This window comes from Peribacillus folii (assembly GCF_030271255.1).
Lineage (GTDB): Bacteria > Bacillota > Bacilli > Bacillales > DSM-1321 > Peribacillus.
Genome location: NZ_JASJOM010000004.1, coordinates 291,571 through 317,626, shown reverse-complemented (window position 1 = coordinate 317,626; position 26,056 = coordinate 291,571). Strand labels below are relative to the sequence as shown.

Annotated in this window: 31 protein-coding genes; 21 read left to right on the top strand and 10 right to left on the bottom strand. The window is 40.6% G+C overall.

Features of this window, described 5'->3' with window-relative positions; translation table 11 throughout:
• Window positions 1-181 precede the first annotated feature (181 nt).
• From treP to treR, 3 genes are all read left to right on the top strand, one after another.
• On the top strand, window positions 182-1,636 hold the full coding sequence (treP, locus tag QNI08_RS08760; RefSeq protein ID WP_285767033.1) for a PTS system trehalose-specific EIIBC component: 1,455 nt from the start codon (window positions 182-184) through the stop codon (window positions 1,634-1,636).
• An 82-nt stretch (window positions 1,637-1,718) separates the two neighbouring features.
• On the top strand, window positions 1,719-3,401 hold the full coding sequence (treC, locus tag QNI08_RS08755) for an alpha,alpha-phosphotrehalase (RefSeq protein WP_285767032.1): 1,683 nt from the start codon (window positions 1,719-1,721) through the stop codon (window positions 3,399-3,401).
• A gap of 15 nt (window positions 3,402-3,416) precedes the next feature.
• Window positions 3,417-4,130: a trehalose operon repressor gene (gene treR, locus QNI08_RS08750; RefSeq protein ID WP_285767031.1), complete on the top strand. Its 714-nt coding sequence runs from the start codon at window positions 3,417-3,419 to the stop codon at window positions 4,128-4,130.
• Between the two features lie 125 nt (window positions 4,131-4,255).
• On the opposite strand, the gene QNI08_RS08745 is transcribed toward treR, so the two are convergent.
• Entirely contained in the window at window positions 4,256-4,597 is a 342-nt protein-coding gene (locus tag QNI08_RS08745; RefSeq protein WP_285767030.1) for a DMT family transporter, read from the bottom strand.
• A gap of 25 nt (window positions 4,598-4,622) precedes the next feature.
• Window positions 4,623-4,952, bottom strand: a complete 330-nt coding sequence (locus QNI08_RS08740) for a DMT family transporter (protein WP_285767029.1) — start codon at window positions 4,950-4,952, stop codon at window positions 4,623-4,625.
• 313 nt (window positions 4,953-5,265) lie between these two features.
• Here QNI08_RS08740 and QNI08_RS08735 point away from each other — a divergent pair, with 313 nt between their 5' ends.
• Together QNI08_RS08735 and dnaN are read left to right on the top strand one after the other, a co-directional pair.
• A complete protein-coding gene (locus tag QNI08_RS08735; protein ID WP_285767028.1) occupies window positions 5,266-5,442 on the top strand; it encodes a hypothetical protein in 177 nt (58 codons plus the stop codon).
• Window positions 5,443-5,462: 20 nt separating this feature from the next.
• The gene (gene dnaN / locus QNI08_RS08730; RefSeq protein WP_285767027.1) at window positions 5,463-6,395 is read left to right on the top strand and encodes a DNA polymerase III subunit beta; all 933 of its coding nucleotides are present in this window, start codon (window positions 5,463-5,465) and stop codon (window positions 6,393-6,395) included.
• Window positions 6,396-6,865: 470 nt separating this feature from the next.
• On the opposite strand, the gene QNI08_RS08725 is transcribed toward dnaN, so the two are convergent.
• The 4 genes from QNI08_RS08725 to QNI08_RS08710 all read right to left on the bottom strand — a co-directional run bounded on the left by QNI08_RS08725 (window position 6,866) and on the right by QNI08_RS08710 (window position 10,023).
• Window positions 6,866-7,375 carry an AAA family ATPase gene (locus QNI08_RS08725; RefSeq protein ID WP_285767026.1) on the bottom strand — a complete coding sequence of 170 codons (510 nt, stop codon included), beginning with the start codon at window positions 7,373-7,375 and terminating at the stop codon, window positions 6,866-6,868.
• Between the two features lie 178 nt (window positions 7,376-7,553).
• A complete protein-coding gene (locus QNI08_RS08720; RefSeq protein WP_285767140.1) occupies window positions 7,554-7,793 on the bottom strand; it encodes a CotD family spore coat protein in 240 nt (79 codons plus the stop codon).
• Between the two features lie 177 nt (window positions 7,794-7,970).
• A complete protein-coding gene (locus QNI08_RS08715) occupies window positions 7,971-8,897 on the bottom strand; it encodes a phosphotransferase family protein (RefSeq protein WP_285767025.1) in 927 nt (308 codons plus the stop codon).
• A gap of 67 nt (window positions 8,898-8,964) precedes the next feature.
• The gene (locus QNI08_RS08710; protein ID WP_285767024.1) at window positions 8,965-10,023 is read right to left on the bottom strand and encodes an ATP-binding protein; all 1,059 of its coding nucleotides are present in this window, start codon (window positions 10,021-10,023) and stop codon (window positions 8,965-8,967) included.
• A gap of 313 nt (window positions 10,024-10,336) precedes the next feature.
• Between QNI08_RS08710 and QNI08_RS08705 the strand changes: the two genes are divergently transcribed.
• Window positions 10,337-11,026, top strand: coding sequence for an N-acetylmuramoyl-L-alanine amidase (locus QNI08_RS08705; protein WP_285767023.1), 690 nt, complete (start codon window positions 10,337-10,339; stop codon window positions 11,024-11,026).
• A 348-nt stretch (window positions 11,027-11,374) separates the two neighbouring features.
• On the opposite strand, the gene QNI08_RS08700 is transcribed toward QNI08_RS08705, so the two are convergent.
• Entirely contained in the window at window positions 11,375-12,013 is a 639-nt protein-coding gene (locus QNI08_RS08700; protein WP_285767022.1) for a LexA family protein, read from the bottom strand.
• Window positions 12,014-12,146: 133 nt separating this feature from the next.
• Between QNI08_RS08700 and QNI08_RS08695 the strand changes: the two genes are divergently transcribed.
• The 5 genes from QNI08_RS08695 (at window position 12,147) to QNI08_RS08675 (ending at window position 14,745) form a co-directional block, all read left to right on the top strand.
• Window positions 12,147-12,371, top strand: a complete 225-nt coding sequence (locus QNI08_RS08695; protein WP_285767021.1) for a helix-turn-helix transcriptional regulator — start codon at window positions 12,147-12,149, stop codon at window positions 12,369-12,371.
• A 24-nt stretch (window positions 12,372-12,395) separates the two neighbouring features.
• Complete coding sequence (locus QNI08_RS08690; protein ID WP_285767020.1) at window positions 12,396-12,563, top strand: hypothetical protein; 168 nt, start codon at window positions 12,396-12,398, stop codon at window positions 12,561-12,563.
• Window positions 12,564-12,721: 158 nt separating this feature from the next.
• A complete protein-coding gene (locus tag QNI08_RS08685; RefSeq protein ID WP_285767019.1) occupies window positions 12,722-12,865 on the top strand; it encodes a hypothetical protein in 144 nt (47 codons plus the stop codon).
• Between the two features lie 13 nt (window positions 12,866-12,878).
• Window positions 12,879-13,064: a hypothetical protein gene (locus QNI08_RS08680; protein ID WP_285767018.1), complete on the top strand. Its 186-nt coding sequence runs from the start codon at window positions 12,879-12,881 to the stop codon at window positions 13,062-13,064.
• 88 nt (window positions 13,065-13,152) lie between these two features.
• Complete coding sequence (locus tag QNI08_RS08675) at window positions 13,153-14,745, top strand: esterase/lipase family protein (protein ID WP_285767017.1); 1,593 nt, start codon at window positions 13,153-13,155, stop codon at window positions 14,743-14,745.
• Between the two features lie 140 nt (window positions 14,746-14,885).
• Here the strand turns inward: QNI08_RS08675 and QNI08_RS08670 are convergent, their stop codons facing one another.
• Entirely contained in the window at window positions 14,886-15,173 is a 288-nt protein-coding gene (locus QNI08_RS08670; RefSeq protein ID WP_285767016.1) for a hypothetical protein, read from the bottom strand.
• 257 nt (window positions 15,174-15,430) lie between these two features.
• Between QNI08_RS08670 and QNI08_RS08665 the strand changes: the two genes are divergently transcribed.
• A complete protein-coding gene (locus QNI08_RS08665; protein ID WP_285767015.1) occupies window positions 15,431-16,045 on the top strand; it encodes a glucosaminidase domain-containing protein in 615 nt (204 codons plus the stop codon).
• Window positions 16,046-16,340: 295 nt separating this feature from the next.
• Here QNI08_RS08665 and lexA read toward each other — a convergent pair whose 3' ends face one another.
• On the bottom strand, window positions 16,341-16,964 hold the full coding sequence (gene lexA / locus QNI08_RS08660) for a transcriptional repressor LexA (protein WP_285767014.1): 624 nt from the start codon (window positions 16,962-16,964) through the stop codon (window positions 16,341-16,343).
• Between the two features lie 154 nt (window positions 16,965-17,118).
• Here lexA and yneA point away from each other — a divergent pair, with 154 nt between their 5' ends.
• The 7 genes from yneA to QNI08_RS08625 all read left to right on the top strand — a co-directional run bounded on the left by yneA (window position 17,119) and on the right by QNI08_RS08625 (window position 22,439).
• Window positions 17,119-17,430, top strand: coding sequence for a cell division suppressor protein YneA (yneA, locus tag QNI08_RS08655; RefSeq protein WP_285767013.1), 312 nt, complete (start codon window positions 17,119-17,121; stop codon window positions 17,428-17,430).
• Between the two features lie 12 nt (window positions 17,431-17,442).
• A complete protein-coding gene (locus tag QNI08_RS08650) occupies window positions 17,443-18,099 on the top strand; it encodes a YneB family resolvase-like protein (RefSeq protein WP_285767012.1) in 657 nt (218 codons plus the stop codon).
• Window positions 18,100-18,163: 64 nt separating this feature from the next.
• Window positions 18,164-18,397, top strand: a complete 234-nt coding sequence (locus QNI08_RS08645) for a DUF896 domain-containing protein (RefSeq protein ID WP_285767011.1) — start codon at window positions 18,164-18,166, stop codon at window positions 18,395-18,397.
• Between the two features lie 233 nt (window positions 18,398-18,630).
• Window positions 18,631-20,634 (top strand): transketolase, encoded by a 2,004-nt coding sequence (gene tkt, locus QNI08_RS08640; protein WP_285767010.1) that lies wholly within the window; start codon window positions 18,631-18,633, stop codon window positions 20,632-20,634.
• A 272-nt stretch (window positions 20,635-20,906) separates the two neighbouring features.
• Window positions 20,907-21,347 carry a sporulation inhibitor of replication protein SirA gene (gene sirA / locus QNI08_RS08635; protein WP_285767009.1) on the top strand — a complete coding sequence of 147 codons (441 nt, stop codon included), beginning with the start codon at window positions 20,907-20,909 and terminating at the stop codon, window positions 21,345-21,347.
• Window positions 21,348-21,431: 84 nt separating this feature from the next.
• Window positions 21,432-21,647: a YneF family protein gene (locus tag QNI08_RS08630; RefSeq protein WP_285767008.1), complete on the top strand. Its 216-nt coding sequence runs from the start codon at window positions 21,432-21,434 to the stop codon at window positions 21,645-21,647.
• 390 nt (window positions 21,648-22,037) lie between these two features.
• Entirely contained in the window at window positions 22,038-22,439 is a 402-nt protein-coding gene (locus QNI08_RS08625) for an RDD family protein (protein ID WP_285767007.1), read from the top strand.
• 263 nt (window positions 22,440-22,702) lie between these two features.
• On the opposite strand, the gene QNI08_RS08620 is transcribed toward QNI08_RS08625, so the two are convergent.
• Complete coding sequence (locus tag QNI08_RS08620) at window positions 22,703-23,590, bottom strand: LysR family transcriptional regulator (protein ID WP_285767006.1); 888 nt, start codon at window positions 23,588-23,590, stop codon at window positions 22,703-22,705.
• Window positions 23,591-23,747: 157 nt separating this feature from the next.
• On the opposite strand from QNI08_RS08620, the gene thrC reads away from it, so the two are divergent.
• Together thrC and QNI08_RS08610 are read left to right on the top strand one after the other, a co-directional pair.
• Window positions 23,748-25,013 carry a threonine synthase gene (gene thrC, locus QNI08_RS08615; RefSeq protein ID WP_285767005.1) on the top strand — a complete coding sequence of 422 codons (1,266 nt, stop codon included), beginning with the start codon at window positions 23,748-23,750 and terminating at the stop codon, window positions 25,011-25,013.
• Between the two features lie 596 nt (window positions 25,014-25,609).
• Complete coding sequence (locus QNI08_RS08610) at window positions 25,610-26,029, top strand: RrF2 family transcriptional regulator (protein ID WP_285767004.1); 420 nt, start codon at window positions 25,610-25,612, stop codon at window positions 26,027-26,029.
• Window positions 26,030-26,056 lie beyond the last annotated feature (27 nt).

Here is a 26,056-nt window from a genome sequence, read left to right as displayed (position 1 = left end):
CAAACCTTTTCCCGGCGGAATTCGGGGAAAGGCTTTTTTATTATTTCAAAGGATAAAGATGCTTGAAAAAAATTGTTGACACACCTGTACGTACAGGATAAGATGAAAGCGTAACCAAATCTTGTACGTACAGGTTTGGGGGACTAATATATTTTACTTTCTAAGGAAGGGAAGTACTCAAATGGGTAAATACACAGAACCAGCAGGGGATTTGCTCCAATATGTCGGAGGGAAAGAGAATATCGCCACCGTCACGCATTGTGCGACTAGAATGCGATTCGTACTGAAAGATACAGCAAAGGCGGATGTAACGAATATTGAATCAATCAAACTAGTAAAAGGAACCTTTACACAAGCCGGGCAGTTCCAGGTCATCATCGGCAATGAAGTATCATCCTTTTATAATGAATTCGTTTCGATAGCCGGCTTGCAGGAAGCATCGAAAGAAGACGTGAAAGCGGCAGCTAAACAGAATATGAGCTGGCTGCAGCGCTTGGTTGCCCATCTTGCGGATATTTTCACACCGCTGATTCCAGCCATAGTCGTCGGGGGCCTCATTCTTGGTTTCCGCAATATCATCGGGGATATTAAAATGTTCGATGATGGCACGAAGACGCTTGTGGAGATTTCCCAATTTTGGTCAGGGGTCCATGCTTTCCTTTGGCTGATTGGCGAAGCTATATTTCATTTTCTTCCGGTTGGGATCACGTGGTCCATTTCGAAGAAAATGGGCACCACGCAAATTCTCGGCATCGTCCTTGGTTTGACGCTCGTTTCTCCGCAGCTTCTTAATGCATATGCCGTGGCAGGGACAAAAGCAAGTGACATCCCGTTTTGGGATTTTGGCTTCGCCCAAGTCGATATGATCGGCTATCAAGCCCAGGTCATTCCGGCGATACTGGCAGGCTTCGTTTTAGCTTATTTAGAGCGGTTCCTGAGAGATCGAGTGCATAATTCCATTTCCATGATCGTCGTTCCATTTTTTGCTTTGCTTCCAACCGTGATCATTGCCCATACCGTTTTAGGGCCTATCGGCTGGAAAATCGGCACAGTTATTTCTACGGTTGTATATTCTGGTCTGACTTCATCGTTTGGTTGGCTATTCGCTGCCGTTTTCGGCTTTGCGTATGCACCGCTTGTCATTACCGGTTTGCATCACATGACAAATGCAATCGATTTGCAGCTTATGGGTAGTGCATTACATGGAACGAACCTTTGGCCGATGATCGCTTTATCGAACATTGCTCAAGGAACGGCTGTACTTGCGATGATTTACATCAATAGAAAGGACGAGGAGGAAAGACAAGTGTCGATCCCAGCCACGATTTCATGCTATCTCGGGGTAACCGAGCCGGCCATGTTCGGAATTAACTTGAAATACGGCTTTCCGTTCCTGGCCGGTATGATTGGTTCAATGTTTGCAGGCATCGTATCCGTCGGATCTGGTGTGATGGCCAACTCCATCGGTGTTGGCGGAATTCCGGGTATCCTTTCCATCCAGCCACAGCATATGGGGATGTTTGCAGTGGCGATGCTGGTTGCCTTCATCGTGCCGTTCGTTTTGACCATCGTCTTTTCCAAGCGGCCTCAAATGAACTTGAAAACGAGAACGAAACCAACGAAATTAAATGCGTAACCATGCAAAGGGGGAGAAGTCTCCCTCTTTTTTTTAGCATATTGGCAAAAGGTCAATTGAAATAGCAGAGGAGGATTTTACAATGAAGAATTTTAAAAAAAGCACCGTATATCAAATTTATCCTAAATCATTCAAGGATTCCAACGGGGATGGCATCGGGGATATCAATGGTGTGATTGAAAAAATGGATTATCTTGAATTGCTTGGCATCGATTATATTTGGCTGACGCCATTTTACCGTTCGCCGCAAAATGATAATGGCTATGATGTAGCGGATTATACATCGATCGATCCCGTGTTCGGGACAATGGCTGATTTTGAAAGATTGGTGAAGGCCGCCCAATCAAGGAATATGGAAATCATGCTGGATATGGTTTTCAACCATACATCAACAGAGCATGAGTGGTTCCAAAAAGCCTTGGCAGGGGATAAAGAGTATAAGGATTATTATATTTTCAAAAAAACGCCTAACGGTGAACCGCCTACGAACTGGATTTCGAAATTCGGCGGCCCGGCATGGGAATATGTAGAAGAACTTGATGAATACTATCTTCACTTGTTCGACCGTACACAAGCTGATCTTAACTGGGGAAACCCTAAAGTAAGGCAAGAAATCTACGACGTTGTTAACTTTTGGATGGAAAAAGGTGTGAAAGGGTTTCGCCTGGATGTCATCAATCTCATTTCCAAGCCTGATTTATTCGAGAATGATTTGGAAGGGGACGGACGCTGCTTTTATACAGATGGCCACAAAATCCATCAATACCTTAAAGAAATGAATGAAAAAACGTTCGGAAAAGATGAAAATGTGGTGACGGTAGGAGAAATGTCATCGACGACGATCGACCATTGCATCCAATATTCTGCCCCTGATGAGAAGGAGCTGTCCATGGTATTCAACTTCCATCATCTCAAGGTGGATTATATGGATGGGGAAAAGTGGTCCATTGCCGACTTTGACTTCAGGCAGTTAAAGGATATCCTCAGCAGCTGGCAATATGGCATGCAAGAAGGTAACGGGTGGAATGCCCTCTTCTGGTGCAACCATGACCAGCCGCGAATCGTGTCCAGGTTTGGGAATGATGGGGAATATCAAAAGCAATCGGCCAAGATGCTGGCAACAGCGATTCATATGCTCAGGGGAACGCCTTACATTTATCAAGGCGAGGAAATTGGGATGACCAATCCGAAGTTCACGGAAATCGGACAATATCGTGATGTCGAATCGATTAACTATTTCAATATTTTAAAAGAAGAAGGAAAAGATGAAGAAGAAATAATGGAAATACTTCAAGCTAAATCCCGTGACAATTCCCGAACTCCGATGCAGTGGGGAAATGCGGAGCATGCAGGCTTCACGAAGGGAGCGCCATGGATTCAAGTGCCAGATCATGCAAAAGCGATCAACGTTGAGCAATCACTGAGCGATCAAGATTCGGTTTTCTATCATTACCGAAAACTTATATGTTTACGAAAGAAACATGATATCATTGCATATGGGGAATACCAGGAAATCCTTGGCGAACATCCCGAATTATTCGCTTATATTCGCAGTCATGAAGATGAGAAGCTTTTGGTCATCAATAATTTTTATGCAAAAGAAGCGTTATTCGAAATGCCAAAGGAAGCAACCCTTTCCGGCTTCAAGTCAGAGCTTCTACTCTCCAACTACACTGATTCAAAAGAGCTTACAGATCAATGTGTGCTGCGTCCTTATGAATCGGTAGTCTATTTGTTGCGGAAGGGGAAGCAGACTAACAAATAATATTGTGGTGATGAAATGAACAGCAAATACTTATCGCTATATGGAGATATCATTGCAAAAATTGAAGAAGGTACATTCCGAATCAATGCAAAGCTGCCTTCCGAGAGCAGCTTCATGTCAGAGTATGGTATATCTAGAGATACGGTGAGAAAGGCCTTGAATTTGCTCGAACAAAATGGGTATATCCATAAAATCAAGGGCAAGGGATCTTTCGTGCTCGATATCAACAAATTCAATTTTCCTGTAGCAGGCCTGATTTCCTTTAAGGAAATGGCGGAAAAGCTGAATCTGCATTCCAAAACGATCATTCATACGCTGGAGCTTGAGTCACCGGACTCAAATATGATGAAGCATCTTGACCTAACGAAAGATAAGGAAATATGGAAGGTTTTCCGGATTCGGCAAATCAACGGTAAAAAAATCATCCTCGATAAAGACTATTTCAATAGTGAGCTCGTCCCTGGGCTGACAAAGAAAATCAGTGAGGATTCGATTTATCGATATATCGAAGGTGAGCTGGGGCTTCAGATTGGATTTTCTAATAAGGAAATCACCGTGGAGCCATGCAGTGAAGAAGATAAACAGCTCTTGGATATGGAAGATTATGATATGGTTGCGGTGGTAAGAAGTACGGTCCATTTAATGGATGGAAGTTTGTTTCAGTATAGCGAATCCAGGCATAGGCCGGATAAATTCAAGTTCACCGACTTTGCAAGGCGAACTTGGTAGAGCTTGAGGCAGCATCTTTCTATGAATATCGGTAAAAGAAACTCCTTTCAAGACAAAAAGGGTTCGGAAATTAAAATTTCCGAACCCTTTTTTCATCTTAAGTTAAACCCATGCACCGATCTCGTTCAGCTAGACCTTGCTTCTTTCGAAGTATGGGAAGAGTTCAATAAAGCGACACCGCCTACGATCAAGATTAACCCGCCCAACGTAATCGTACTGAATGGCTCATTCCAGAGGAGAACGCCTATCAACGCGGTCAATGCAGTGCCTATTCCAGACCAAATGGCATAGGCCAAGCTTAACGGAATCGTTTTAAGAGATAAGGAAAGGCAATAAAACGCCGTTCCAAATCCTATCATCACCCCTAATGTGGGGAATAAATGAGTGAACCCATCAGATATCTTTAGCATGGTCGTACCAAATACTTCGGTTATGATGGATATGCCCAAAGCAAAGTAACCTTTCATTTCAAAACCTCCGATTGAATCTATGTTAATGAGAAACACCAGCAGCAAGCTTCAATATGACAACTCCGCCAATGATCAGGACCAAACCTAAAATTTTTTTTGTGTTGAAGTTTTCCTTATAAACGATTACTCCCACTAAAGCAGTCAATGCAGTTCCGATACCTGACCATATTGCATACGCCGTACCGAGCGGGATGGTTATAAGGGAGATCGAAAGACAGTAAAAGGCTACACCCATTCCGATTATCACACCTATGGAAGGGAAAAACCGTCTAAAACCGTTTGAGACCTTTAACATGGAGCTGCCAAACACTTCACTTATGATCGCGATTGCCAAAAATGCATAGGGATTCAAGATGTACTCCTCCTATATTGCTTTTTTCATGCATGATGTTCCCCAAGCGGCTTATCACCTAGTTAGCCAAAGTCAAACAATCATTCAATCATTGTTCAAGACGTCACAACCAATAAATTGAATGTAAAAGTGAAATCGAATACGATACCATCCACCTTCTGAACGGACTTTCCTAGACGATATCAATGGGGCTGCCGCCAACTCCGTTGTGGTAAATGCTTCACATATGCAGCGTTGATAACGGAGGCAAAAAGGGATTATCAGGAACTTGTCGAATTGTGATTAATAACGAATACAAAAAGGGGTTTTTCTTGTGGAATTTAAGGTAAACAAAGACTGTTTTCATCATGCGCTTTCAGCAGTCGGACAGGCGATACCCATAAAATCGCCTCATTCCATTTTAACAGGGATAAAGATAGAAGCAAATGATGATCACTTAATCCTCCTAGGGAGTAATTCGGACATTACCATCGAAAAAACCATCCGATGACGCTTGATGGTGACAGGGTATTGGAGGTTCATGATAGGGGAAGTGTCGTCTTGCCTGCAAAATATTTAATTGAAATCGTCCAAAAACTATCCGGCTTCATTGATATTAAGCTGAACGCAAATCATTCAGTAACGATAAAATCCGCTGAAATCATCACGGATCTTAATGGTTTCAAGTCCGGGGAATACCCTGATCTTCCATTAATGGATGATGCTGCATGCATAGAGGTAAGCAGGGAAGGATTGCAGGAAATCATTAAGCAGACGGCTTTTGCCGTATCCAAAAGCGGGTCCAGGCCAGTGCTGACAGGAATCAATATGATCTTCAAGGAAAACTTGTTATCCTGCGTGGCAACGAATGCGCATCGCTTAGCTTCAAGCGAGCTTACGATAGAAGCCAAGGTAACCGGTTCGTTCATTGTCCCAAGTAAAAGCCTTAATGAATTGTCCAAATTGTTGATGGATGAGGAGGAATGCGTACATATTTTTATATCAAAAAGCTACGTAAGATTTAAATCGAAACATGGTTCACTTTTTACCAGGCTGATAGAAGGCAGCTATCCTAATGTATTGGAATCGCTGCCGATAGATTTAAAAACGACCATCTTCTTGGACACAGGGCAATTGTTAAGAGGGGTTGATAGAGCTTGTCTCTTTGCAAGGGATTGCCGAAACAACAATGTCCACTTGGAAGTCCTGGACAACATGAAATTAAGGATTTCCTCCAATTCAACGGAAAGAGGGAAAATAGAAGAATTACAAAATATAAAAGATATCAAAGGTGAAGGGGAGGTTACGGTTTCACTTGATGGATATTTCTTATTGGATGCCTTGAAGGTAATAAAGGAGAAAGATGTCAAACTAAGCTTTGGCGGAGCCATGAAACCAGTCCTGACCGAGCCTGTTAATGGTTCTTCCCAGCTTCATCTCATTTCACCAGTAAGGTCATCGTAAACGGGACTTGCTATTTTAAGGAAGTAAAAGATGGATACCGCGTTTTCGCCAACGGTATCCATCGTAAATAAAAATGGTCAGTTTACTAGATTTATGCTGGCAGCATTATATTCAAAGCCAAATGCCGAGCCTTGTTCACTTGTCCCTTCAAGCCAAATGCTTCACCCCATCACTACCTTCCATCATTTGCAAATGGAAAGAGAAATCCCCCCAGCTCCTTGACGACCGATATATTCGTAACTAACGATTAGAAGTGAATCTAAGCCCGACTCCACATGATTCATGACGATTTTCGCAAAAGATAGGAGCATCTTCAATTTCTGTTCCATGATGTTCATCTGATTTGTTTCCATTCAATCAATAAGTAAGCGGAGGGGATGGAATAAAGTAAGACTTGTCCTTTATTGGCATCGGGCAAAGACCATCGCCTTGAATTCTTGGTGCATAATGTGGTGGGGTGCATCCCACCATCAATCAGGCATATTTTTCAGGATCCATTTCTTAATCAATTTAGCCACCTGTGACGGGGCCATGGTCGATGTATCAATTGTTGGGATAGGAGGGAAGGATGTTTGTGCTTCCTTAACCAATTTTTCAGATAGATCGTTCATGTAGTCAATGCTGTTTTCCGTCCATTTTCCACGTGCCGCCAAACGTTCTGTGCGCGCTTTGTCGTTACAAAAGAGATGAAGATAATGTACAGGTCCAAAAAAAGGGAAATGGTCACATATCTCAACATCATAAGGATCGGGTACATGGCCGAACAAAACGGTGTTACGTCCAGAATATGCACTATAATAGGCAACTTTCAACCAATTATCACAAGCTTGCTGATAGTTTTCATCATTTACGATAAGATCCATATCAAAAATATTAACATTTGCATCAACCATGATTTTCTGTAGTTCCAATGAGGTTGCCGATTTACCAGAACCACTGATGCCAGTCACAATAAAAAGAGGGTAAGTTATGATATTCACCTTCCAATGTGTTAAGGGAATGAAATACTGGTATTCCCTGGAATAATTACACCTTATGTATCGTATGTGGATGCTGTGACATGGCATCTTTCATTTACCTAGAACGAAAAAGAAAACTTGAACGGTTTAAGAAAGGAGGAAAACCAAAACAAAAACCCCAAATCGGGGTTTTGGGAAGTTAATACCTGAATTGGCTCCTTGTAAAATCGGGACCTGGAGGAGCACCAACCAAGCCATGGGGGACATAGCCATTCCGGCCGTTACACCCATGAGGATAAAAATGTTTATAGGTGACGATGTGTTTATTAACGGTAGTTGTATGTGCGGGGTGAAAAACTGGAATAACGGTGTTAATGATATTTGTTTTAACATAGTGTCTTGTTGGGGAAGTTTGAGAAGGATCGTACTGTACGGGCATGGCCTGAGGCGGGCGCTGGCCGCCAAATGGGTGCCCCCAAGGTTTATTATACATGTCAACACCTCCCATAAATTTTTAGTCATTATTAGTTTATGAAAAGAACGCGCAAAGGGACTAGTATAAACGCCTTTTTCAAAAAAATGTATGTGCCCACCTGCTGAAAAGGGTTAGCAGTTTTTAGCAACCGCTAACCCTTTTCAGCGCTTGAAGAACAAATGATGTGTATCGTTCCCACATGATCTTTTCTTTGCTTTTTTCCAACCCCCACTTTGGAAACGAAGATAAGCGTAACGCAGCATATAATTGCCAGAATGGCAAATTGGTTAAATTCAAGTTGGGCCTCAAAGACGCATAATGATGCGTAAAGTCATCCATAGCCTTTACACCAAAATGAAATAAAATTTCCAGCTGTCCATTGGCAAGGTCAGCCAATGGATCACCGATGGCTGCGTCTTCCCAATCGATTACGGAGGCAAGCTTATCTTTGATGAATAATATATTTCCTGGCCAATAATCTCCATGAAGGATTACAGCCTTATTCAAGGAAGGTAATGGAAGCGTCGATTGTAATGCATTGCGTATCAAGCCCTGATTTAAGGTTTCGTCCATCTTTACCCTTTCTCCGTGGATCAATTTTTCACAGACTTCTAACTGTTTAGGAAGAAAAGAAAGATCTAGATGTTCACATTCAAGACGATGGATGTGAACTAGAGTGGCTGCAACCTGGTAAATATAATCTGCGAGATTGGAGGGCAAAAATTCTGGCATGCCCTCTACATATTCAATAAGCAAACAGGGCTTAGTGTCATTTTCCTCGGCTTGCTCGAAATAATACGGTGCTGGAACCGGTAATCCTTCATTCTTCAATATTTCTAAAAGCCTATATTCATCCGCCGCAATATTGGGGTTGCGTTTCAAGTCATTCTTGCCATGCTGACGGGCGATCATTCGTACCGTTTTCCCTGTAGGCTGCAGGATTTCCAACCCGATAACTTGCGCAGATATCCCACCTTTTAATTCCCATGAACGGATAAGCTTGTTTGCTTGATTCAACTTCTGAATCAATTGTTCGAATCGTTTACTTCCAGGTGACATGAAGTCCATTACTGCGACCTCCTTTTGATTGAACGAACGGGTGATAGATGGAACGACTTGCAGAAGCATGATAGCGCTAACGTATATTTACTGGCAACATAATCATCACTTCCGTACCGGTGCCTACATCGCTGTTAAATTCAATCGTACCTTGATGCAATTCTATTATTCTCCTGCATATCATCAGTCCTAAACCAGTGCCTTTTTCTTTTGTCGTATAAAAGGGTTCGAACAATCTTTGCAATCTATCTCTGGTTATCCCTGTTCCTTTATCCATGATATGTATGTAGTAATTTTCAGAGGATGCTTTTCCCAAGGTTATTTTAATCTCTTCCCCGTTTTTATCAGTAGCTTCAATCGAATTTTGGATAAGATTTATTAATACCTGCTTCATTAGGTTCTGATCGCATACAGCGATAATTTCCTCCGTCTGAGCATCAAAATGGAGCCGGATTCCTTTCAAATTTGATTGTGGCTCCATGAATCTGATGACACTTGTTATTAGCGAGCTGATATTGTTTGTGCTGACTTTCATCGTTTCATCAGGTTTGGCTATAAACATAAATTCATTCACAATGCTGTTGATCCGTTCCAATTCCAGCATCATGATCCCAAGATATTCATGTAGGCTCCTATCATCAACCCGTTCGCTGATGATTTGGGTGAAGCCAATTATGGAGGTAAGCGGGTTCCGGATTTCATGAGCTATACCAGCAGCTAATTCACCCACTACAGCCAATTTTTCCAACTCCCGAAGCTTGTTTTCATTTCTTTTTTTATCAGTGATATCAATTGCCGTTCCGATGACCTCCATAACTTCACCATTCACCAACAAAGGATTCAGTGACGCTACGTAATGAATATCTCCGACTTCGCCTTCATAATTCACCGTTTCCCCTTTCCAAGCGATTTCATAAAACCGCTGTTTCATCAGGGCTTGTTTCAATGGCAAAAAGTCAGATAATTTTTTCCCGATGACCATCTCGGTCGGGGTGATTGATTTTGTGATGAAATCCCCTTCAACGAATGTATGTATGAAGTCGTTATCTTTTTTTATGAATTTAAATAAAAAACCATTTCTCGGGATAAGGTCTCGATAGTCATTACTCAACGCATTGTTTTCATTCTTTTCCATGTCTCAGCTCCATTAGAAGGATATGTTTGGTGAAACGAATAGGATGGTACGACCATTTTTGATGGAAGTTCTTGTTAAGATTTTACCAAAGTAAAATAATAGAAGGAAGTTTTTTTCATTGAATGGAAGTTAATGCAGCTAAATACATAGGAAGATACAATCTTTAGCGGCGGTGAGATTGCTTACGATTGCATGAGCAAAAAAGCCGGGATAAAGCATGAAAAAATTCTAGAAATGAGATTTTTTTTAACCGCTAGTTTACGTGTACAAGCATTTGTCTTTCTTGTACATAAGATGAATGGAGGTGATTGAAATGGTAAAAATATTTATTGATCCCGGGCACGGTGGCAGCGATCCTGGCTCGGTAGGAAATGGCTTGAAGGAAAAGGACTTAACATTATCCATTGCGACACGAATCAAGGACATCTTATTGATCGAATATACGAACGTTTTTGTAAAGATGAGCAGGACATCAGATACATTCCCCACTTTAAGCGATCGAACCGATCAAGCGAATGCCTGGGGAGCTGACTTCTATCTGGCCATCCATATTAATGCTGGCGGAGGCACTGGATATGAGGATTATATCTATACGTCAACGAGCAGGGAGACGAAAACGTATCAAGATATCATTCATACAGAGGTCATGAAGCTGATCAGCATTCCGGATAGGGGACAAAAAACAGGGGATCTGCATGTGCTTCGTGAAACGGACATGCCTGCCCTTCTCACTGAAAGCGGCTTTGTCGATAATGTCAATGATGCAGCCAAGTTAAAAACGGCAGCCTTCATCGATTCCATAGCCCGCGGGCATGTAAACGGCCTGGTGAAATCCTTCAACCTTAAAAAGAAAAATACAGCGGTATATCATACTGTTGTTAGCGGGGATACCGTTTACTCCTTAAGCCTTGCATATGGCAGTACCGTCCAACAAATTAAAGAGTGGAACGATCTTGACAGCCAGTACACGATTGTCGTAAACCAAAAAGTACGAGTGAAATGAGTGTAATTTCCAATAATAGTATGCCTCTTAAGAAGGGGAGCAGCTGCAGACAAACTCGATCATGTTGGAGTTTGTCTGCAGTTTTTATTTCAATTGTAATCGTTGCTTTATACTGCAGGCCATCTTTCATTTTTCTGGAAACTAACTCATATATTCATGTAGCCCTCGCAGCAATGTGGAATATTGGTTCTTATTTGGATTATTTTGTTGGTTCATTACCCTCTTTAACTTGTGTAAGGTAAATATTTCCGTGCATCATATGTTCGATATTATCCTTTTAGTAATGAAAAAAGTACAAGCTCGGTCAAAAGCTGTACTTAAAAGTTTCATGGAGTTGGATGAATGACCTTAATCATATATTTTAATGGCTTGGACCACTTTTCCTAATATTTTGACGTGATCTTTTATGATATGATAGGTCTTTTCCTCATAAAAGGGATCATTGCTGCAAGGAACGAGCGTGATCGTTTCTCCTACATTTTTCACTCGCTTGACTGTAGCTTCATGACCATTTACCAAAACTACACCTATATTCCCATTCTCCAGGTAGCTTGTTTTTTCAACAAGGATCAAGGAACCGTCGCTGAACTCTTTGTTCATGCTGTTTCCATTAACTCGCAGAAAAAAATAGTCTTTATTGTTTTTAAGCATGGAATTCAATGTAGGCATATAGGCTTCTATATATTCGTTCGTGAAATTAGGCTCTCCAGCTGGGATATTTCCATAAACACCAATCAATCTAACATTCTTTTCATTCAAAAATTCCATAGAAGGACCATTTTTAACGACCGGTGCTCCGTCAACGAGGTGAGAAAGCGGAATGTCAAAGCAAGTGGACATCATGCTCAACTTATCCATCAAAGGTTTATTTCGGCCTGACTCCCAAGCGGATACAGCGGTCGGCGCCACTTTTAAAATCTTTGCCAAATCTTCTTGTGTCATCTTTCTTTCTTTTCTAAGTATTTTTATCCGTTCCCCAATGTGCATATTTCTTCACCTCCATTTGAATATACACCATGAGTGAAAGTGAGTAAACTCATAGTGAGTGAATTTTACAAAAAAATGATGGTAACTATACTTCAAGTGTGATATCATTTTTTTATACAGGAGGTGACAATATATGACACAAGTAAAATTTACACTGAAGCAAGCTAGGAAGTATAAGGGTTTAACTCAGGATGAAATGGCGAAAGTGCTCAAAATGGCTAAGAGGACTTACATTGACTATGAACAATATAAGATTCCTTTAAGGGTCGATAAAGCGTATATGTTTGCTGAGTGTGTAGGTTTTTCAATCGACGATATCATTTTTTTTGATCCTGAAGTACACTTTAAATGTAGTTGAGGATTCCAAGGAGAATTGTACTTCTTGACGAAGGAGAGTCACTCCTGGAAGAAACAATCTACTCATTTAGCTTCACTAACACCGACCCATACAAAAATCCATAGTTTAGGATTGTCGTATGGAGTACCGGAAGTAGGGGAACAAGCGGAAAAGGAAATGGAAAGCATTGAAGTATTGCATGATCTGATGTAAGCACCGTTGTGATTTGGAATGAAGTTGGCGGGGGGGAAGTCATGGCAGATACTATCCACCATACGGGAGTGATCAGATGATGCGATGGCAGAAACGAGCTTTTCACTGAAATTAAATGGCCTGCCCTAAGTGGTAAATAGTAAAAAGGTGAAAGCGGGATGGCAGCTTTCACAGAGATTTACTTCATCCATCCTCAGAAGAAATCAAGCAATGTAAAGACTTTAGGTGTTATCCTTTATTGTGAAAACCTTTTAATGAGCGCTTATTTCATGGTGATGGGATTATCGAAACACCAAGATTAGGGGTACATGGACAGTGGCACATTCGAATGAATTGGCAGGTAGCATGTTTATTGAAGGTCAAGCCCTTTATCCTTTGCAGGAGAAGGGCTTTTCTTCATTATCGAAGCATAGAGGAAAACATCATCCTTTATCACTATATGACTGGATTTTCGCTAGTTTCTTTATCCTATCTTTTAAAGTGATGGCAGGTAATGGCTGATGAACGTACAACTATTATTAATGAAGGCTCAAGTAAACCAGCATAAGGTGCAATTCAAAAAAGCAAAGGATATAGGAGGAAAAATCCATTGAAAAGCAATGTAATCAATTATATCGTTTTTCTTATCCTCATCGTAACATTGTTGATTATGGTCAGGCCGGACATGACCTCTGCTGGAAAACTAAAGCCCCCCTCCGAAACATTCAGCCCTGGCGATTGGTTTTTGGGGAGCACACCTCCCAATCATGATGCAAATAAGCCTCCGATCGTTTTTGTTCAAGGGAAAAATGGCAATTCTGCAAGCTGGTATGGCGAAACGGATTATCATGGGCTCAATGATATGTATACCAAAGCATATGAAGCCGGCTATCAATCCGTTTTCGTCCAGCTTCATGATTCGGCAGGAAACGGATCCGCTAGTCAATATGACAATGGCCGACTGTTAGCGTCCATCCTAAAGGAAATCAGTAATCATTTCAATGGTGAAAAAGTGAATATCATTGCACATAGCAAAGGTGGCCCGGACACTCAAGCCGCTCTTGTGCATTATGGAGCAAGCCAATATGTGGGCAGGGTCATCACATTAGCTTCGCCTCACCATGGCTCGAACCTTGCCGATTTGGCGTATAGCTGGTATGCAGGCTGGCTAGGCTCACTGCTCGGACAAAAGGATGATGGGACATATTCATTGCAGGTCGGGAAAATGGCAGAATTTCGTTCCGTCACAGATAATCATATGAACTCTCGAAAAAACATGTATTTCACTGCTGCTGGTATGAATAAAGGCCCAGCGTTGACGGCTTTGTCACTTGGAGGAGAATATCTATCCTCATACGGGGAAAACGATGGGCTAGTGAATGTCTGGAGCAGCAAAATCGCTTACGCGACACATTTATTTACCGATCCAAACCTTGATCACGATAACATTCGCATGGGGTCCGCCGTATTTTCCAGAATAGAGCCGTATTTAAGAAGTGCTTCTATTGCGTTCGTTCCTGGCATGGATATTCAACATAACCTGCACGCGGAAGAAGAGACCATCGTTTCCGCCCTCTCTCAAACCGTTCGCGGAGGCGAGCTGCAGCAAAATGCTTGGAATGAACAAAGCTTCCATGTGGATGAGGCATTCCCGGCGGCTATAACCATATATACAGCATCAAAAAATGTCGAGATTGAAGTGATATCTCCATCTAACCAAAAGCATACCCTTTCAACCATTGCAACCAAAGTGAAAAATGAAACATCCTTCTTTAAGGGAGCAACCATTCATACGTTCAATAAAAGTAAACTGGAAACAGGCACATGGCAAGTGCGGATGAAAACGCAGTCACCTCAGGATGCATACCTGTTAACGGCCCAATTTAACGAAAGAAATCCCATTACATTGAGCATGCCAGGAAAAGTTAAACAAAAGGATGCAGCATTTCTCATAAAGAAGCCTCTCCACGATAAAAAGGAGTCAGTACTCACAACCTTAAAAATTCATCTAGTAGATGAATTCGGTAGAGAAATCGCCCCAACAGCCTCCATGCAAATTATGGACCACGAAAATTTTTCCGGAACACTTCCGGATGTGCCCAAATCTGGTGTGTATAATGTAACGATTGATGTTAAGGAAAAAAGAGAGGATGGTACCGAACGGGAACGTACCCTGATTCGTTCGGTTTATATTGAAAGATAATAGGGATGAGTGGAAGATGCCTTTTCTTATGTAAGGCATTTTTTTGTTTGTCATGAAAGAATGCAGGGCCAGGATATCTCAATGTAGAGTGGAATGAAGGGTAGGTGAGGCTTAAAGGACCAGCTTGATCCTACCTCTATTCATTCCGTCTTTTGATTGGATGACCGGTAGGATAAAATGCCAGTTTTGAGGGCAGCGTAATTGCCAATGCTTGCATATCCATAAAACCAGCCCATGAAGATTCCAGCAACCAAATGATGTGGATGGCTGATGAATATGGAGAAGAACAAACCAAGACCCAACACGATTGTAGGAATGAATTTAGACGGGATATGCAGCATGACCTTAACTAGCTGAGTGACGATCATGATGATGGGTATCGCTATCACGGCATCCCAAAAGTTTGTATGAATTGTCGGAAAATCCATCAGTGCACCACCTTAAGCAAGAGATTATTCTCGTTTATTTTCACCATTACATAAACGATTTATACTATCGTAATTTTTACTGATGTCCGAACCTTAACCTCAAAAATTGAGTTTCTCTGGAATGGCTGGGGCTGCAGGAGCTTCCACGCTCAATATACCAATTGGCTGGACAACCTGTAACCTTTCACACCGACCTGAATATGATAGTAATGAAATCCAAGCATAGATTTTCAAGAAAATCTTATCGGGAGGTTTAAATGAGCAAGGAATCGTTCATAAAGGAAATTGCACCTTATGCCTTGAGGATCAATGAAGAATTTAAAATTTTACCTTCCGTCATCATTGCCCAAGCTTGTTTGGAGAGTGGATATGGGACAAGCACTTTAGCCCTTCAAGCGAAAAATATATTCGGAACGAAGGGTGATTATAAAGGCGAATCTTTCATTATGCTGACGATCGAATACGTCAATGGAGCGCCTGTTCAAGTAAGGAATAAATTCAGAAAGTACCCGACTTGGGAGGAAAGTCTTCGCGATCTTGCCAATCTGTATGCATTCGGGACTTCTTGGAATAGAAATTTATATACGGCGGTCATTGGTGAAAAGGATTATAAGAAAGCCATCAAGGCAATATATGATGCGGGCTATGCAACCGATCCAAAATATATGGAAAAACTGGTGAGCCTTATAGAAACGAGTGATTTAACCAAGTATGACGTTATGGTGGAAGAAATCTATCATATAGTAAAAAAAGGGGACACCGTTTCTTTGCTTGCCAAGGCATATGGTTCAACGCAAGTCCAGATTCAGCAATGGAACGGGCTGGCCGATCTCAACTTAATCAAAGTGAACCAAAGATTGCGGGTGAAATGAACATTAATGGGGTGGGGTGACAACGTTCCCTTCAGACTGTAGACAAACTTTGATGAAAATCATCCTTGTCTACGGTTTTTTTATGCCTGTGTGGACTGCACCGAAATGTCTTGCGGCTTTTCCTAGCATACATCCATTTTATGTTTCGATTGCCTTCCAAACTGAGAGTTGGTGCTGCTATTAGTTGCGATTCTAGTAAAAAATAAGCCTATCAAATAAATGGATCTTCCTACGCATAATGAAAGAGTTCGATACATAGATTAAAAAACAAACAAAAAAAGCGCGGTTAGCGCTTTTAATGTATTTGCCTATATAAGCCTATCACTTTACCTAATATCGATACATCGCGCAAAATGATGGGCTCCATATTCGAGTTCTCAGGCTGCAGTCTTATGTAATCCGGTTCCTTAAAGAATCGTTTTACAGTGGCTTCATCATCTTCAGTCATGGCCACGACGATATCTCCGTTATTGGCACTGCTCTGCTGCTTCACGATGACATAATCGCCGTCATGAATTCCTGCCTCTATCATACTCTCCCCCATGATTTCGAGCATGAATACATGATCATCATGAGGAACCATGCTTTCGGGAAGCGGGAAGTATTCTTCAATGTTTTCAATTGCCGTAATCGGCATGCCGGCTGTTACTTTACCAAGTAAAGGAACGCTCACGACATTAGCTTTAGGTATATTATTCGCTTCCTCCATATTGAGGATTTCAATGGCCCTTGGCTTGGTAGGGTCACGCCTGATCAATCCTTTGCTTTCCAGGCGGGATAAATGCCCGTGTACTGTCGAGCTTGAGGCAAGCCCAACTGCTTCGCCGATTTCCCTTACGGATGGCGGATACCCTTTCAGGCGGACTTCTTCTTTAATGAAATCAAGAATGTCTTGCTGCCGTTTTGATAGTTTAGTCATAATGCACCTCTTCCCCAAGTTCTTTGCTTCATTATAGCATGAGGGCCCATTCTATACAAACATAAGTTCGAATTTAGTTATTGACTGAAACAAGTGTTCGTATTATAATTCTTTTATATCATACGAACGAACATTCGGGTTGGAGGGATTATTCATGAAAAAATTATACAAAAATTATATTTATACGATTCTATTAGCGGGTTCTGTATTCATCTTTTCAATTTTATTCTCCTGCACATTAAACGAAGACCAAAAAGAAGATTTCCTTTCTATAGAAGTAAGTGAAGGCGACACCTTATGGGGAATCGCCCAAGAATATGAAGAAGCTGATTTGACAAAAAAAGAATTCATTGGTTGGATAGAAGAGCATAATGGTATCAGTGCGGATACAATTAAACCCGGACAAGTGATCGTGATACCGGTAAAAGGGGAAAAGCTTGTTCAGAATCTGGCTAGTCAGCAGTGAAGGTAGGGTATTATGAAGGCAGTAATATATTGTAGGGTCAGCACGGAAAAAGAGACACAGGAAACATCATTGGCAAGGCAGGAAGATGAGCTGGTCAAGCTGGCAGGGAAGATGGGTGTGGAAGTGGTTGCGGTAATAAAAGAGCAGGCTAGCGGATATGAGCTTAACCGTGATGGGATATTCGACATGCTGGAGCTTTTAAAAACCAAGGAAGCTGAAGTACTATTAATACAGGACGAGACAAGACTTGGAAGGGGCAATGCAAAGATTGCCCTTTTTCATGTCATCCTTAAAGAAGGTGTGAAAATTTATACACTTTCCCATGATGGGGAACTCGAGTTATCGGATTCCGATGCCCTGGTCATCCAAATCGTCGGAATTGTTGAGGAGTATCAAAGGAAGCTTCATAATTTGAAGATAAAACGCGGGATGTTAAGGGCCGTGGAAAAAGGCTACCATCCTCAAAAAAATCTGCGTAATCAAAGGCATGCAACCGGAAGGGACCGTAAAGAGATTCCTATTGAAGAAATCATTAAACTTCGAGCGAATGGATTGACGTTTGCAGAAATAGCAGCCACCTTACGGGGATTTGGCTATAAAGTATCCAAGGCTACCGTAAACCGCCGTTTTCTTGAGCACCAGCAAAATACTGAGGAAAGTCAATCATAGAACTTGTAATTTCGCTGCTTTTTTAATACCATGACAATATCAGCAGATATGAAGGAGCGAAATTATGCTATCAAAAGAAAAATTGGCTCGTATTAATGAACTTTCCAAAAAGGCTAAAGAAACTGGCTTGACGGAAGTCGAAGCTAAGGAGCAAACGCAATTAAGAAGCGAATATTTAGAAACGTTCAGGCGTTCCATGTCCGATACGTTGGAACACGTAAAAGTGCTCGATCCGGAAGGTAATGACGTGACTCCACAAAAAATAAAAGATATTAAAGAAAAAAGAAACTTACATTAATGCTGGGACTTTCCTGATGGGAACTCTCCATTCAAAGATTCTTTTGGTTTTTGATTTAAAAGAGAGCGCGTGCATGTATGTATTCTCCTATTTAGTTCAATCTAAATAGGGGAATTCTTTAATTTCCAGGGAAAGTATGTATAATATTGGTATCGAATAGTGATTTTAGTTGTGATATTTAGCGGGTCACTATAATATAAAGAGGTACATTACAGGAAGGGATGTTTTACTATATGTTAGATAAATTAGATGCACTTTCTATCAATACCATTCGTACTTTATCGATCGATGCAATTGAGAAGGCTAATTCTGGCCATCCAGGTATGCCAATGGGTGCAGCGCCAATGGCGTATAAACTATGGACTGAATATATGAATCATAACCCGAAAAACCCAGATTGGTTCAATAGAGATCGCTTTGTTCTTTCTGCAGGACATGGATCGATGCTGTTATATAGCCTTCTTCACTTGTCTGGCTATGGCTTGACCATTGATGATCTAAAGGGGTTCCGTCAATGGGGCAGCAAGACTCCAGGGCATCCTGAATTCGGGCATACTGCCGGGGTTGATGCAACGACTGGACCACTAGGACAAGGAATCGCGATGGCAGTTGGAATGGCAATGGCCGAACGCCACCTTGCAGAAAGCTATAACCGTGATTCTTATAATGTGGTCGATCATTATACATATAGCATTTGCGGAGATGGAGATTTGATGGAGGGCGTTTCTGCTGAAGCGGCATCATTAGCTGGGCATCTTCAACTTGGAAGACTTGTTGTTTTATATGACTCGAATGATATTTCCCTTGATGGGGACTTAAGTCAATCATTCAGTGAAAGCGTGGCAGACCGGTTCAAATCGTATGGATGGCAATATATCCGTGTTGAGGATGGAAATGATCTTCAGGAAATTGCCAAAGCAATTGAAGAAGCGAAAACCGATGAAGCGCGTCCAACCTTGATAGAAGTGAAAACGGTCATTGGCTACGGTTCACCTAACCGTTCAGGTAAGTCAGCCGTTCATGGTGCTCCGCTTGGTGCAGATGAGCTGAAGCTGACTAAGGAAGCATATAAATGGACGTTTGAGGAAGATTTCCATGTTCCAGAGGAAGTGTATTCCCATTTCAATCAAGCTTGTGTAGAAGCTGGGTCGCAAAAAGAAGAAGCATGGAACGAATTATTCAAGAATTACAAAGAAGCACATCCGGAATTGGCTGAACAGCTGGAGCTGGCAATCAAGGGTGAACTGCCTGCTGAATGGGACCAGGAAATTCCTGTTTATGAAGAAGGGAAAACATTGGCATCCCGTGCTTCAAGTGGTGAAGTTTTAAATGCGATTGCCAAAAGGGTACCTAGCTTCATCGGGGGATCGGCAGATTTAGCTGGTTCGAATAATACAGCCATCAAAGGCGAAACTGATTTATTGCCGGGTAATTATAGCGGCCGCAATATCTGGTTTGGTGTTCGTGAATTCGCGATGGGCGCTGCTTTGAACGGTATGACACTTCATGGCGGACTTAAAGTGTACGGAGGAACTTTCTTCGTATTCTCTGACTACCTGCGTCCAGCGATAAGGATGGCAGCACTGATGGGTCTCCCTGTAACGTATGTATTCACTCATGACAGCATTGCTGTTGGGGAAGACGGTCCGACACATGAGCCAATCGAACAATTGGCTTCATTACGGGCGATGCCGAACTTGGGTGTGATCCGTCCGGCTGACGGTAATGAAACGGCAGCTGCTTGGAAAGTGGCTATGGAGTCTACCAATAAACCAACTGCCCTTGTACTTACCCGTCAAGGATTACCTACAATTAAAGACACTGCTAAAAATGCTTATGAAGGTGTATCAAAAGGAGCATATGTCATCTCCGCCGCTAAGAAAGAAGAAGCCGATGCACTATTGCTTGCGACAGGCAGCGAGGTGAACTTGGCTGTGGAAGCACAGCAAGCATTAGCTACAGAAGGAATCGATGTGTCTGTTGTCAGCATGCCTTCATGGGATCGTTTTGAAACGCAATCTAAAGAGTATAAACAAAGTGTTATCAATCCAGCCGTTAAAAAACGTTTGGCCATTGAAGTGGCTTCACCTTTTGGCTGGGACCGCTATACAGGTGATGAGGGTGAAACTTTGGCCATCAATCACTTTGGAGCATCTGCACCAGGTAACAAGATCATGGAAGAGTTTGGTTTCACTGTAGAAAATGTAGTGGCTCGTGTTAAAGCATTGCTAAAATAATGATAAATGGAGCTGACGCCAACTAGTTTGGTGTCAGTTTTTTTATCGTAACATCCTTTTAGTTAGGAGAAATCTTCATTTCGACAAAAAAAGAAGAAAATTTCTCCAGCAAACAACATAACCTGTTCGTTTGTCAATATATAATGAGAATAATTAATTTTCGTTTAAATATGTCAATTATAGGGGAAAGTCATTGTAGGTAGTAAATAATGGAAAAGTTCAGAGTTCGTTGTCCAGGTTAACAAAATAGGACTGCTAGGAGGCATTGTCTGATGAGAACCTATCAAATATTTTTAATCGAAGATGAATTTGCCCATCATTATTATGGTAGAGAAAAGCTATTTTTCAATTTGTTTTTGGAGTATATTCATGCAAGGGGCAGACTGAAGAGTATTTTGCAAAAACAAATCGAATTTGTCACCAAGACAGTCCCTATCATTCAATTGCAATTGGCCATCGAGCAACGTTTGCAAAGAAAGATGAATTTTTGGATACAAAATGGCAAATACTATTTAGAAAAATCAAATGGAGCAAGTAATGCCGTTTTAATTATTGAGAATGAGTCCATTACGTTAAAAGCGGAAGGAGACTATGAAGCGGAAACCGCCTTTTTTGAATGTATCCGAAAATATGAGGCGAGTTTTCTCGCCATAGATTTTGAACACGAAAAATACGGATGGTTAAAACCGATAAAAGAAAGAAAATTTGTCTAAATGGGGGACTTTTGGGCAGCGGGTATTGTATAATAACCTTTGGTCTAGTACACTGATGTTAGACAACATGAAGGAGGAAATGGTATGTGGATTTACATTCTAGTTGGCGTACTGGCATTGATTGCTGGAGTAGTGCTGGGATTTTTCATCGCTCGTAAATACATGATGGATTACTTAAAGAAAAATCCGCCAATTAACGAACAGATGCTGAAAATGATGATGATGCAAATGGGTATGAAACCATCCCAAAAGAAAATTAATCAAATGATGAGCGCCATGAATAAACAACAAACAAAATAAATAAATTCAAGGGTTCATCCATTGATTAATAGCAATTATTAGATAAGCAAATCATAAACTACCTTGAAGAGTGAATCTTTCATCATAAATTTTCCCTTGTTTTTGCTTTATCTTTCAATTATTGATCCGAAACCCCTTCTCTGCTTGATTCCACAAGAGAGAGGGGTTTTTTTGTGTGCAGGGGATATTCCTGGCGTATCTTGCCGTAACGAAGGAAGGATCTCGCTGAAATTATTTCCAAGCTAAAGGAACAGAACGGTCCTAAAGGCAGGAAAATAATGTTGCAAATTTTTGATTATGGCTGAAGTTTATATGAAAAGGCTCGTTACAAAAGCTTATATCTGGTAAAATAGTTAAATGTAACTGCTAATAACAATAGGAGGTACAGGAATGAATGATTCAGTGGGATTTTGGAAACGTCTTTTTGCAGGGATTCTTGACGCACTTATAATATCCTTACCGTTAACATTAATTTTTGGCTGGATAACCGGAGATTGGGAAAATGAAGATTTTTCAACAATATTGGACTTGCTCTACATGCTGATCGTCCCAATCGTCTGGTATGGCTATACAGTGGGCAAAAGGATCATGGGCATACGTATTGTAAGGGTCGATGGCAGGAAATTAGGGATAGGCACGATGCTGTTAAGAACGTTAGTGGCAGGGATTGTCTATGTACTCTCAATTGGGATAGGTCTTATTGTTAGTGCATTCATGGTCGGTATAAGAAAGGATCATCGGGCAATCCATGATTTCATTGCTGGTACATATGTGACATCGGATAAACCTTAAAAAAAGATGCATAAAATTAAAGACCTGAGTTCGGTATTATACCCTACTCAGGTCTTTTAATTTTATCAACATCCGTTTGCGGGTCTCGTACTAATTCTTTTGAAAAATGCTCTTGGAGAAAATACCGATATTTTTCCCCCTTACAGATTTTGAGGAGAGTAAAGCTGTTGGGAAAATGCATTTTTTCAATCTAACTAAACTGAATATATAGAATGCTGAATGTTGAAAATGACAGTTCTGTTCGAGGCTGCGCGCCTCCTCGATTAATTTTCATCTTTTTCAATCATTTGTATGAAATTAAGCGCAGTTTTGGCAAGTGTATCTTTTTTTCTTGTACATAATGAGATGGGATTTTTTAATTGAATTTCATCTACATATACTGTGCCTACTTCTCCACGGGTAATATATTCGTTAACTTCTAGAGATGAAACAAAGGTAACTCCATACCCTTCAATCACTGTTCTGATTGTTTCATTCAATCCATTAATTTGTAAACCAACGATTGGTTCATTTACATGATGGATTTTACATAAAGAAACCAACTTTTCCCTTGATGAACTCCCTTCTTCTCGAAACACAAAAGGCTCTGTTGCTATTTCAGCCAATGTAATATGTTTTGAAGCAAACTTATGATCTTTATGCACGACAAATACCATTTTATCTTCAAGTAATTCCTTTCTATGAATGAATGGATTACACTCTTTTCTTCCACCTATGAAAGCAATTTCTGCTTCATAATTAATTAACTGATCGATTGCACTACGAGAATTAGTTGTTGTTAATTCTACCTCTACCTCAGGGTATCTTTGTTTGTACCGCCCTATCCATTTTGGTAATAAAAAATTTGCTGGAAGATATGTTGCGACAATACGTAGCTTTCCAACTGCTCCATTTTTGAGTTGATCAATATAAGAGTCTATTTCGGCTTCAAGGGAAAATAATCTTTTAGCTTGTTTAGCAAGTTGAAGGCCAGCTTGGGTTAATAAGATGCCTCTACCCTTAGGAGACAGTAAATTTAACCCGATTTCTTGTTCTAATTTTTTTATTTGTGCCGTTACAGCAGGCTGACTTATATTCAGCTCTTCAGCCGCACGAGTAACATTTCCCTTTTCAGCGACAGTATGAAAGAGTCGTAATGCATGTAGGTTCATTATTCACCTCTATAATCATAAATGAAACTTATGAATACCATAAAAAGATATATTATATGTATTGGTTTTCTTGCATTATTATAAAACTATAAAAGTTCGAACTCAAGAAAATTTCTAAGTAAAGAGGTGAGAGGGCAGCTTATATGTCCCTAATAAAATGAAATTAATATGTATCGACTGTGGTCAAGAAATGTCTTCTAACAATTTTAACTTCCGTTGTACATGTGGCGGACTATTAGATATTGTCCAAGATTTTCACAACTATGATGCTGACTTTTTGAAGCATTCATTCCATGAACGCCTTTCTGAAAGAATGACACCATACGCAAGTGGGGTATGGAGGTACAAGGAATTAATTTTTCCTGAGTTACCTGAAGACTGTATTATTACCAAATATGAAGGAAACACAGGATTATACTCTTCTGAGTTGATTAGGAAATATACGGGATTGAATCAAGTTTCTTTAAAAGCGCAAAGTGAAAATCCTAGTGGTTCATTTAAAGACAATGGTATGACGGTTGCGGTTTCTCATGGGAAATCCTTGGGTTTTAAAAACTTCACGTGCACCTCAACAGGAAATACATCCTCTTCTTTAGCTATGTATGTCTCAATCGCTAATGCAAATTCTTATGTTTTCGTCCCGAATAAAGATATATCGATAAATAAAGTATTACAGACAATAGCGTACGGTGCACATGTTTTTAGTATTTCGGGTACTTATGATGACGGAATTCAGTTTTTAGAGGAGAATGGCAGTGATCTTGGTTTATACGTGTGCAATTCCATTAATCCCTTTAGGATAGAAGGACAAAAAAGTATTATTTATGAAATTGCCCAGTATTTAAACTGGAATTTACCTGAGTGGATTATAGTACCTGGTGGAGCTTTAAGTAATGCAACTGCATTAGGTAAAGGATTACAGGATTTATTTACACTCGGGTTTATAGACAAGGTGCCAAGAGTCGCAATTATACAAGCTGAAGGTGCCAGCCCATTCCATAAAATGATAGCTCAAAATAAGAGTGCACTTATCCCTGAACATCGGCCATATACTAGAGCTTCTGCAATGAATATCGGAAATCCACCTAGTTGGAAAAAAGCAATGCTTTCGTTAAGACAAACAAATGGGAAGACCATTTCCGTAACAGATGATGAAATTCTTGACGCAAAGGCTATAATTGATAAAAGTGGTATTGGGTGTGAACCTGCTTCGGCAGCTACTGTTGCTGGACTACGAAAATTAGTGACTCAGCAGGTGATTGACAAAGAGGAGTCAGCACTATGTATCTTAACGGGAAATATCTTAAAGGATACAGATGCCCTGAATGAGTATCATTTAGGAAAAAGTAATCATTCCACTTTTAAAAATGCCGTGCTACCGACTGATTTGACATATGAAACTATTCAAAAGTATATATTTTAGAAACTTTTTAATATCGTAATGAAACTTAGGGAATTGTACTTAGTTCCGTCAAGAAGAAAGTCATAAAAAGTCAGGGCAGTATCCTAATTGGAATTTAGATTGAGTGTTATAGTAGATATGATCGGTTCTGGTGTAATTAGGACCTGTTCGAAACATAGCACCTCAATATCCATTTCATCCACGAATGATAAGGCGTTGGTCCTCTGGCAAGTTGGACCAAGCCTTGTTCGCTTCGAAACGTAAAAATTTCTCCGGATAACCACTTATTGTAAATAGTTGATGGTTGTGTCACTCGCCTAGCTTGGCGGTAGCCATTTTTTCAAAACTGTCCTTTACTTCCTCCGTTATTTCGTTTTTTAAAGACTTGATTTATTTACCTATGGAACAGGTTACTCGTATTGGGAGAATGACCTTGACCTTGCCTGACTGTGTGATCAAAGCCATCTCCGAGAAGAATTGTGTATCTTTTGCCGTTTTTTGCCCATCCATTTTTTGAGTGTGGCAAAATGAATGAACTGATCATAAAGTGGTGAGAGTTGACTTTAGCAACTGTAATGATTAAAATTACAGTAATCTCCTTAAGGAGGATGCCAAAAGTGAATAGTGATTTTACAATAGCTGTGCATAGTTTGGTGTATTTGGCTTATTTGCCAGATCATATGGCAAGCAGTGAGGCTATCGCAGAAAACGTTTGTACGAATTCTGCAAGGATTAGGAAAGTGATGAGCTGCCTACGGAATAAAGGATATGTCAAGACTAAAGAAGGTGTTGGCGGAGGCTATATTCTCGGATGTAATCCTGAAGAGGTAAGTTTAGCGGATATTTATATAACGGTCTCACACGGGACATTGAAGCCAAAGTGGTGTACAGGTGACCCGGAGAAAAAGTGTGTCATATCTTCGAATACCCAGGTGGTTATGGACCAAATATTCGATGAAGCCGAGTTATATTTTGAAAAGTATTTAGAAAATATTACCCTTAACACATTCTTGGAAAAAATTAAGCAATGTCCTTGATATTGATTAGTTTTTTCTTTTATACTT

Bases quoted from the DNA above. Each gene is read 5' to 3' on its own strand.
- treP (WP_285767033.1), top strand. From the start codon at position 182: ATGGGTAAATACACAGAACCAGCAGGGGATTTGCTCCAATATGTCGGA.
- treC (WP_285767032.1), top strand. From the start codon at position 1,719: ATGAAGAATTTTAAAAAAAGCACCGTATATCAAATTTATCCTAAATCA.
- treR (WP_285767031.1), top strand. From the start codon at position 3,417: ATGAACAGCAAATACTTATCGCTATATGGAGATATCATTGCAAAAATT.
- QNI08_RS08745 (WP_285767030.1), bottom strand. From the start codon at position 4,597: ATGAAAGGTTACTTTGCTTTGGGCATATCCATCATAACCGAAGTATTT.
- QNI08_RS08720 (WP_285767140.1), bottom strand. From the start codon at position 7,793: ATGCCCGTACAGTACGATCCTTCTCAAACTTCCCCAACAAGACACTAT.
- QNI08_RS08715 (WP_285767025.1), bottom strand. From the start codon at position 8,897: ATGGACTTCATGTCACCTGGAAGTAAACGATTCGAACAATTGATTCAG.
- QNI08_RS08710 (WP_285767024.1), bottom strand. From the start codon at position 10,023: ATGGAAAAGAATGAAAACAATGCGTTGAGTAATGACTATCGAGACCTT.
- QNI08_RS08705 (WP_285767023.1), top strand. From the start codon at position 10,337: ATGGTAAAAATATTTATTGATCCCGGGCACGGTGGCAGCGATCCTGGC.
- QNI08_RS08700 (WP_285767022.1), bottom strand. From the start codon at position 12,013: ATGCACATTGGGGAACGGATAAAAATACTTAGAAAAGAAAGAAAGATG.
- QNI08_RS08695 (WP_285767021.1), top strand. From the start codon at position 12,147: ATGACACAAGTAAAATTTACACTGAAGCAAGCTAGGAAGTATAAGGGT.
- QNI08_RS08685 (WP_285767019.1), top strand. From the start codon at position 12,722: ATGGCAGCTTTCACAGAGATTTACTTCATCCATCCTCAGAAGAAATCA.
- QNI08_RS08670 (WP_285767016.1), bottom strand. From the start codon at position 15,173: ATGGATTTTCCGACAATTCATACAAACTTTTGGGATGCCGTGATAGCG.
- QNI08_RS08665 (WP_285767015.1), top strand. From the start codon at position 15,431: ATGAGCAAGGAATCGTTCATAAAGGAAATTGCACCTTATGCCTTGAGG.
- lexA (WP_285767014.1), bottom strand. From the start codon at position 16,964: ATGACTAAACTATCAAAACGGCAGCAAGACATTCTTGATTTCATTAAA.
- yneA (WP_285767013.1), top strand. From the start codon at position 17,119: ATGAAAAAATTATACAAAAATTATATTTATACGATTCTATTAGCGGGT.
- QNI08_RS08650 (WP_285767012.1), top strand. From the start codon at position 17,443: ATGAAGGCAGTAATATATTGTAGGGTCAGCACGGAAAAAGAGACACAG.
- QNI08_RS08645 (WP_285767011.1), top strand. From the start codon at position 18,164: ATGCTATCAAAAGAAAAATTGGCTCGTATTAATGAACTTTCCAAAAAG.
- tkt (WP_285767010.1), top strand. From the start codon at position 18,631: ATGTTAGATAAATTAGATGCACTTTCTATCAATACCATTCGTACTTTA.
- sirA (WP_285767009.1), top strand. From the start codon at position 20,907: ATGAGAACCTATCAAATATTTTTAATCGAAGATGAATTTGCCCATCAT.
- QNI08_RS08630 (WP_285767008.1), top strand. From the start codon at position 21,432: ATGTGGATTTACATTCTAGTTGGCGTACTGGCATTGATTGCTGGAGTA.
- QNI08_RS08625 (WP_285767007.1), top strand. From the start codon at position 22,038: ATGAATGATTCAGTGGGATTTTGGAAACGTCTTTTTGCAGGGATTCTT.
- QNI08_RS08620 (WP_285767006.1), bottom strand. From the start codon at position 23,590: ATGAACCTACATGCATTACGACTCTTTCATACTGTCGCTGAAAAGGGA.
- thrC (WP_285767005.1), top strand. From the start codon at position 23,748: ATGAAATTAATATGTATCGACTGTGGTCAAGAAATGTCTTCTAACAAT.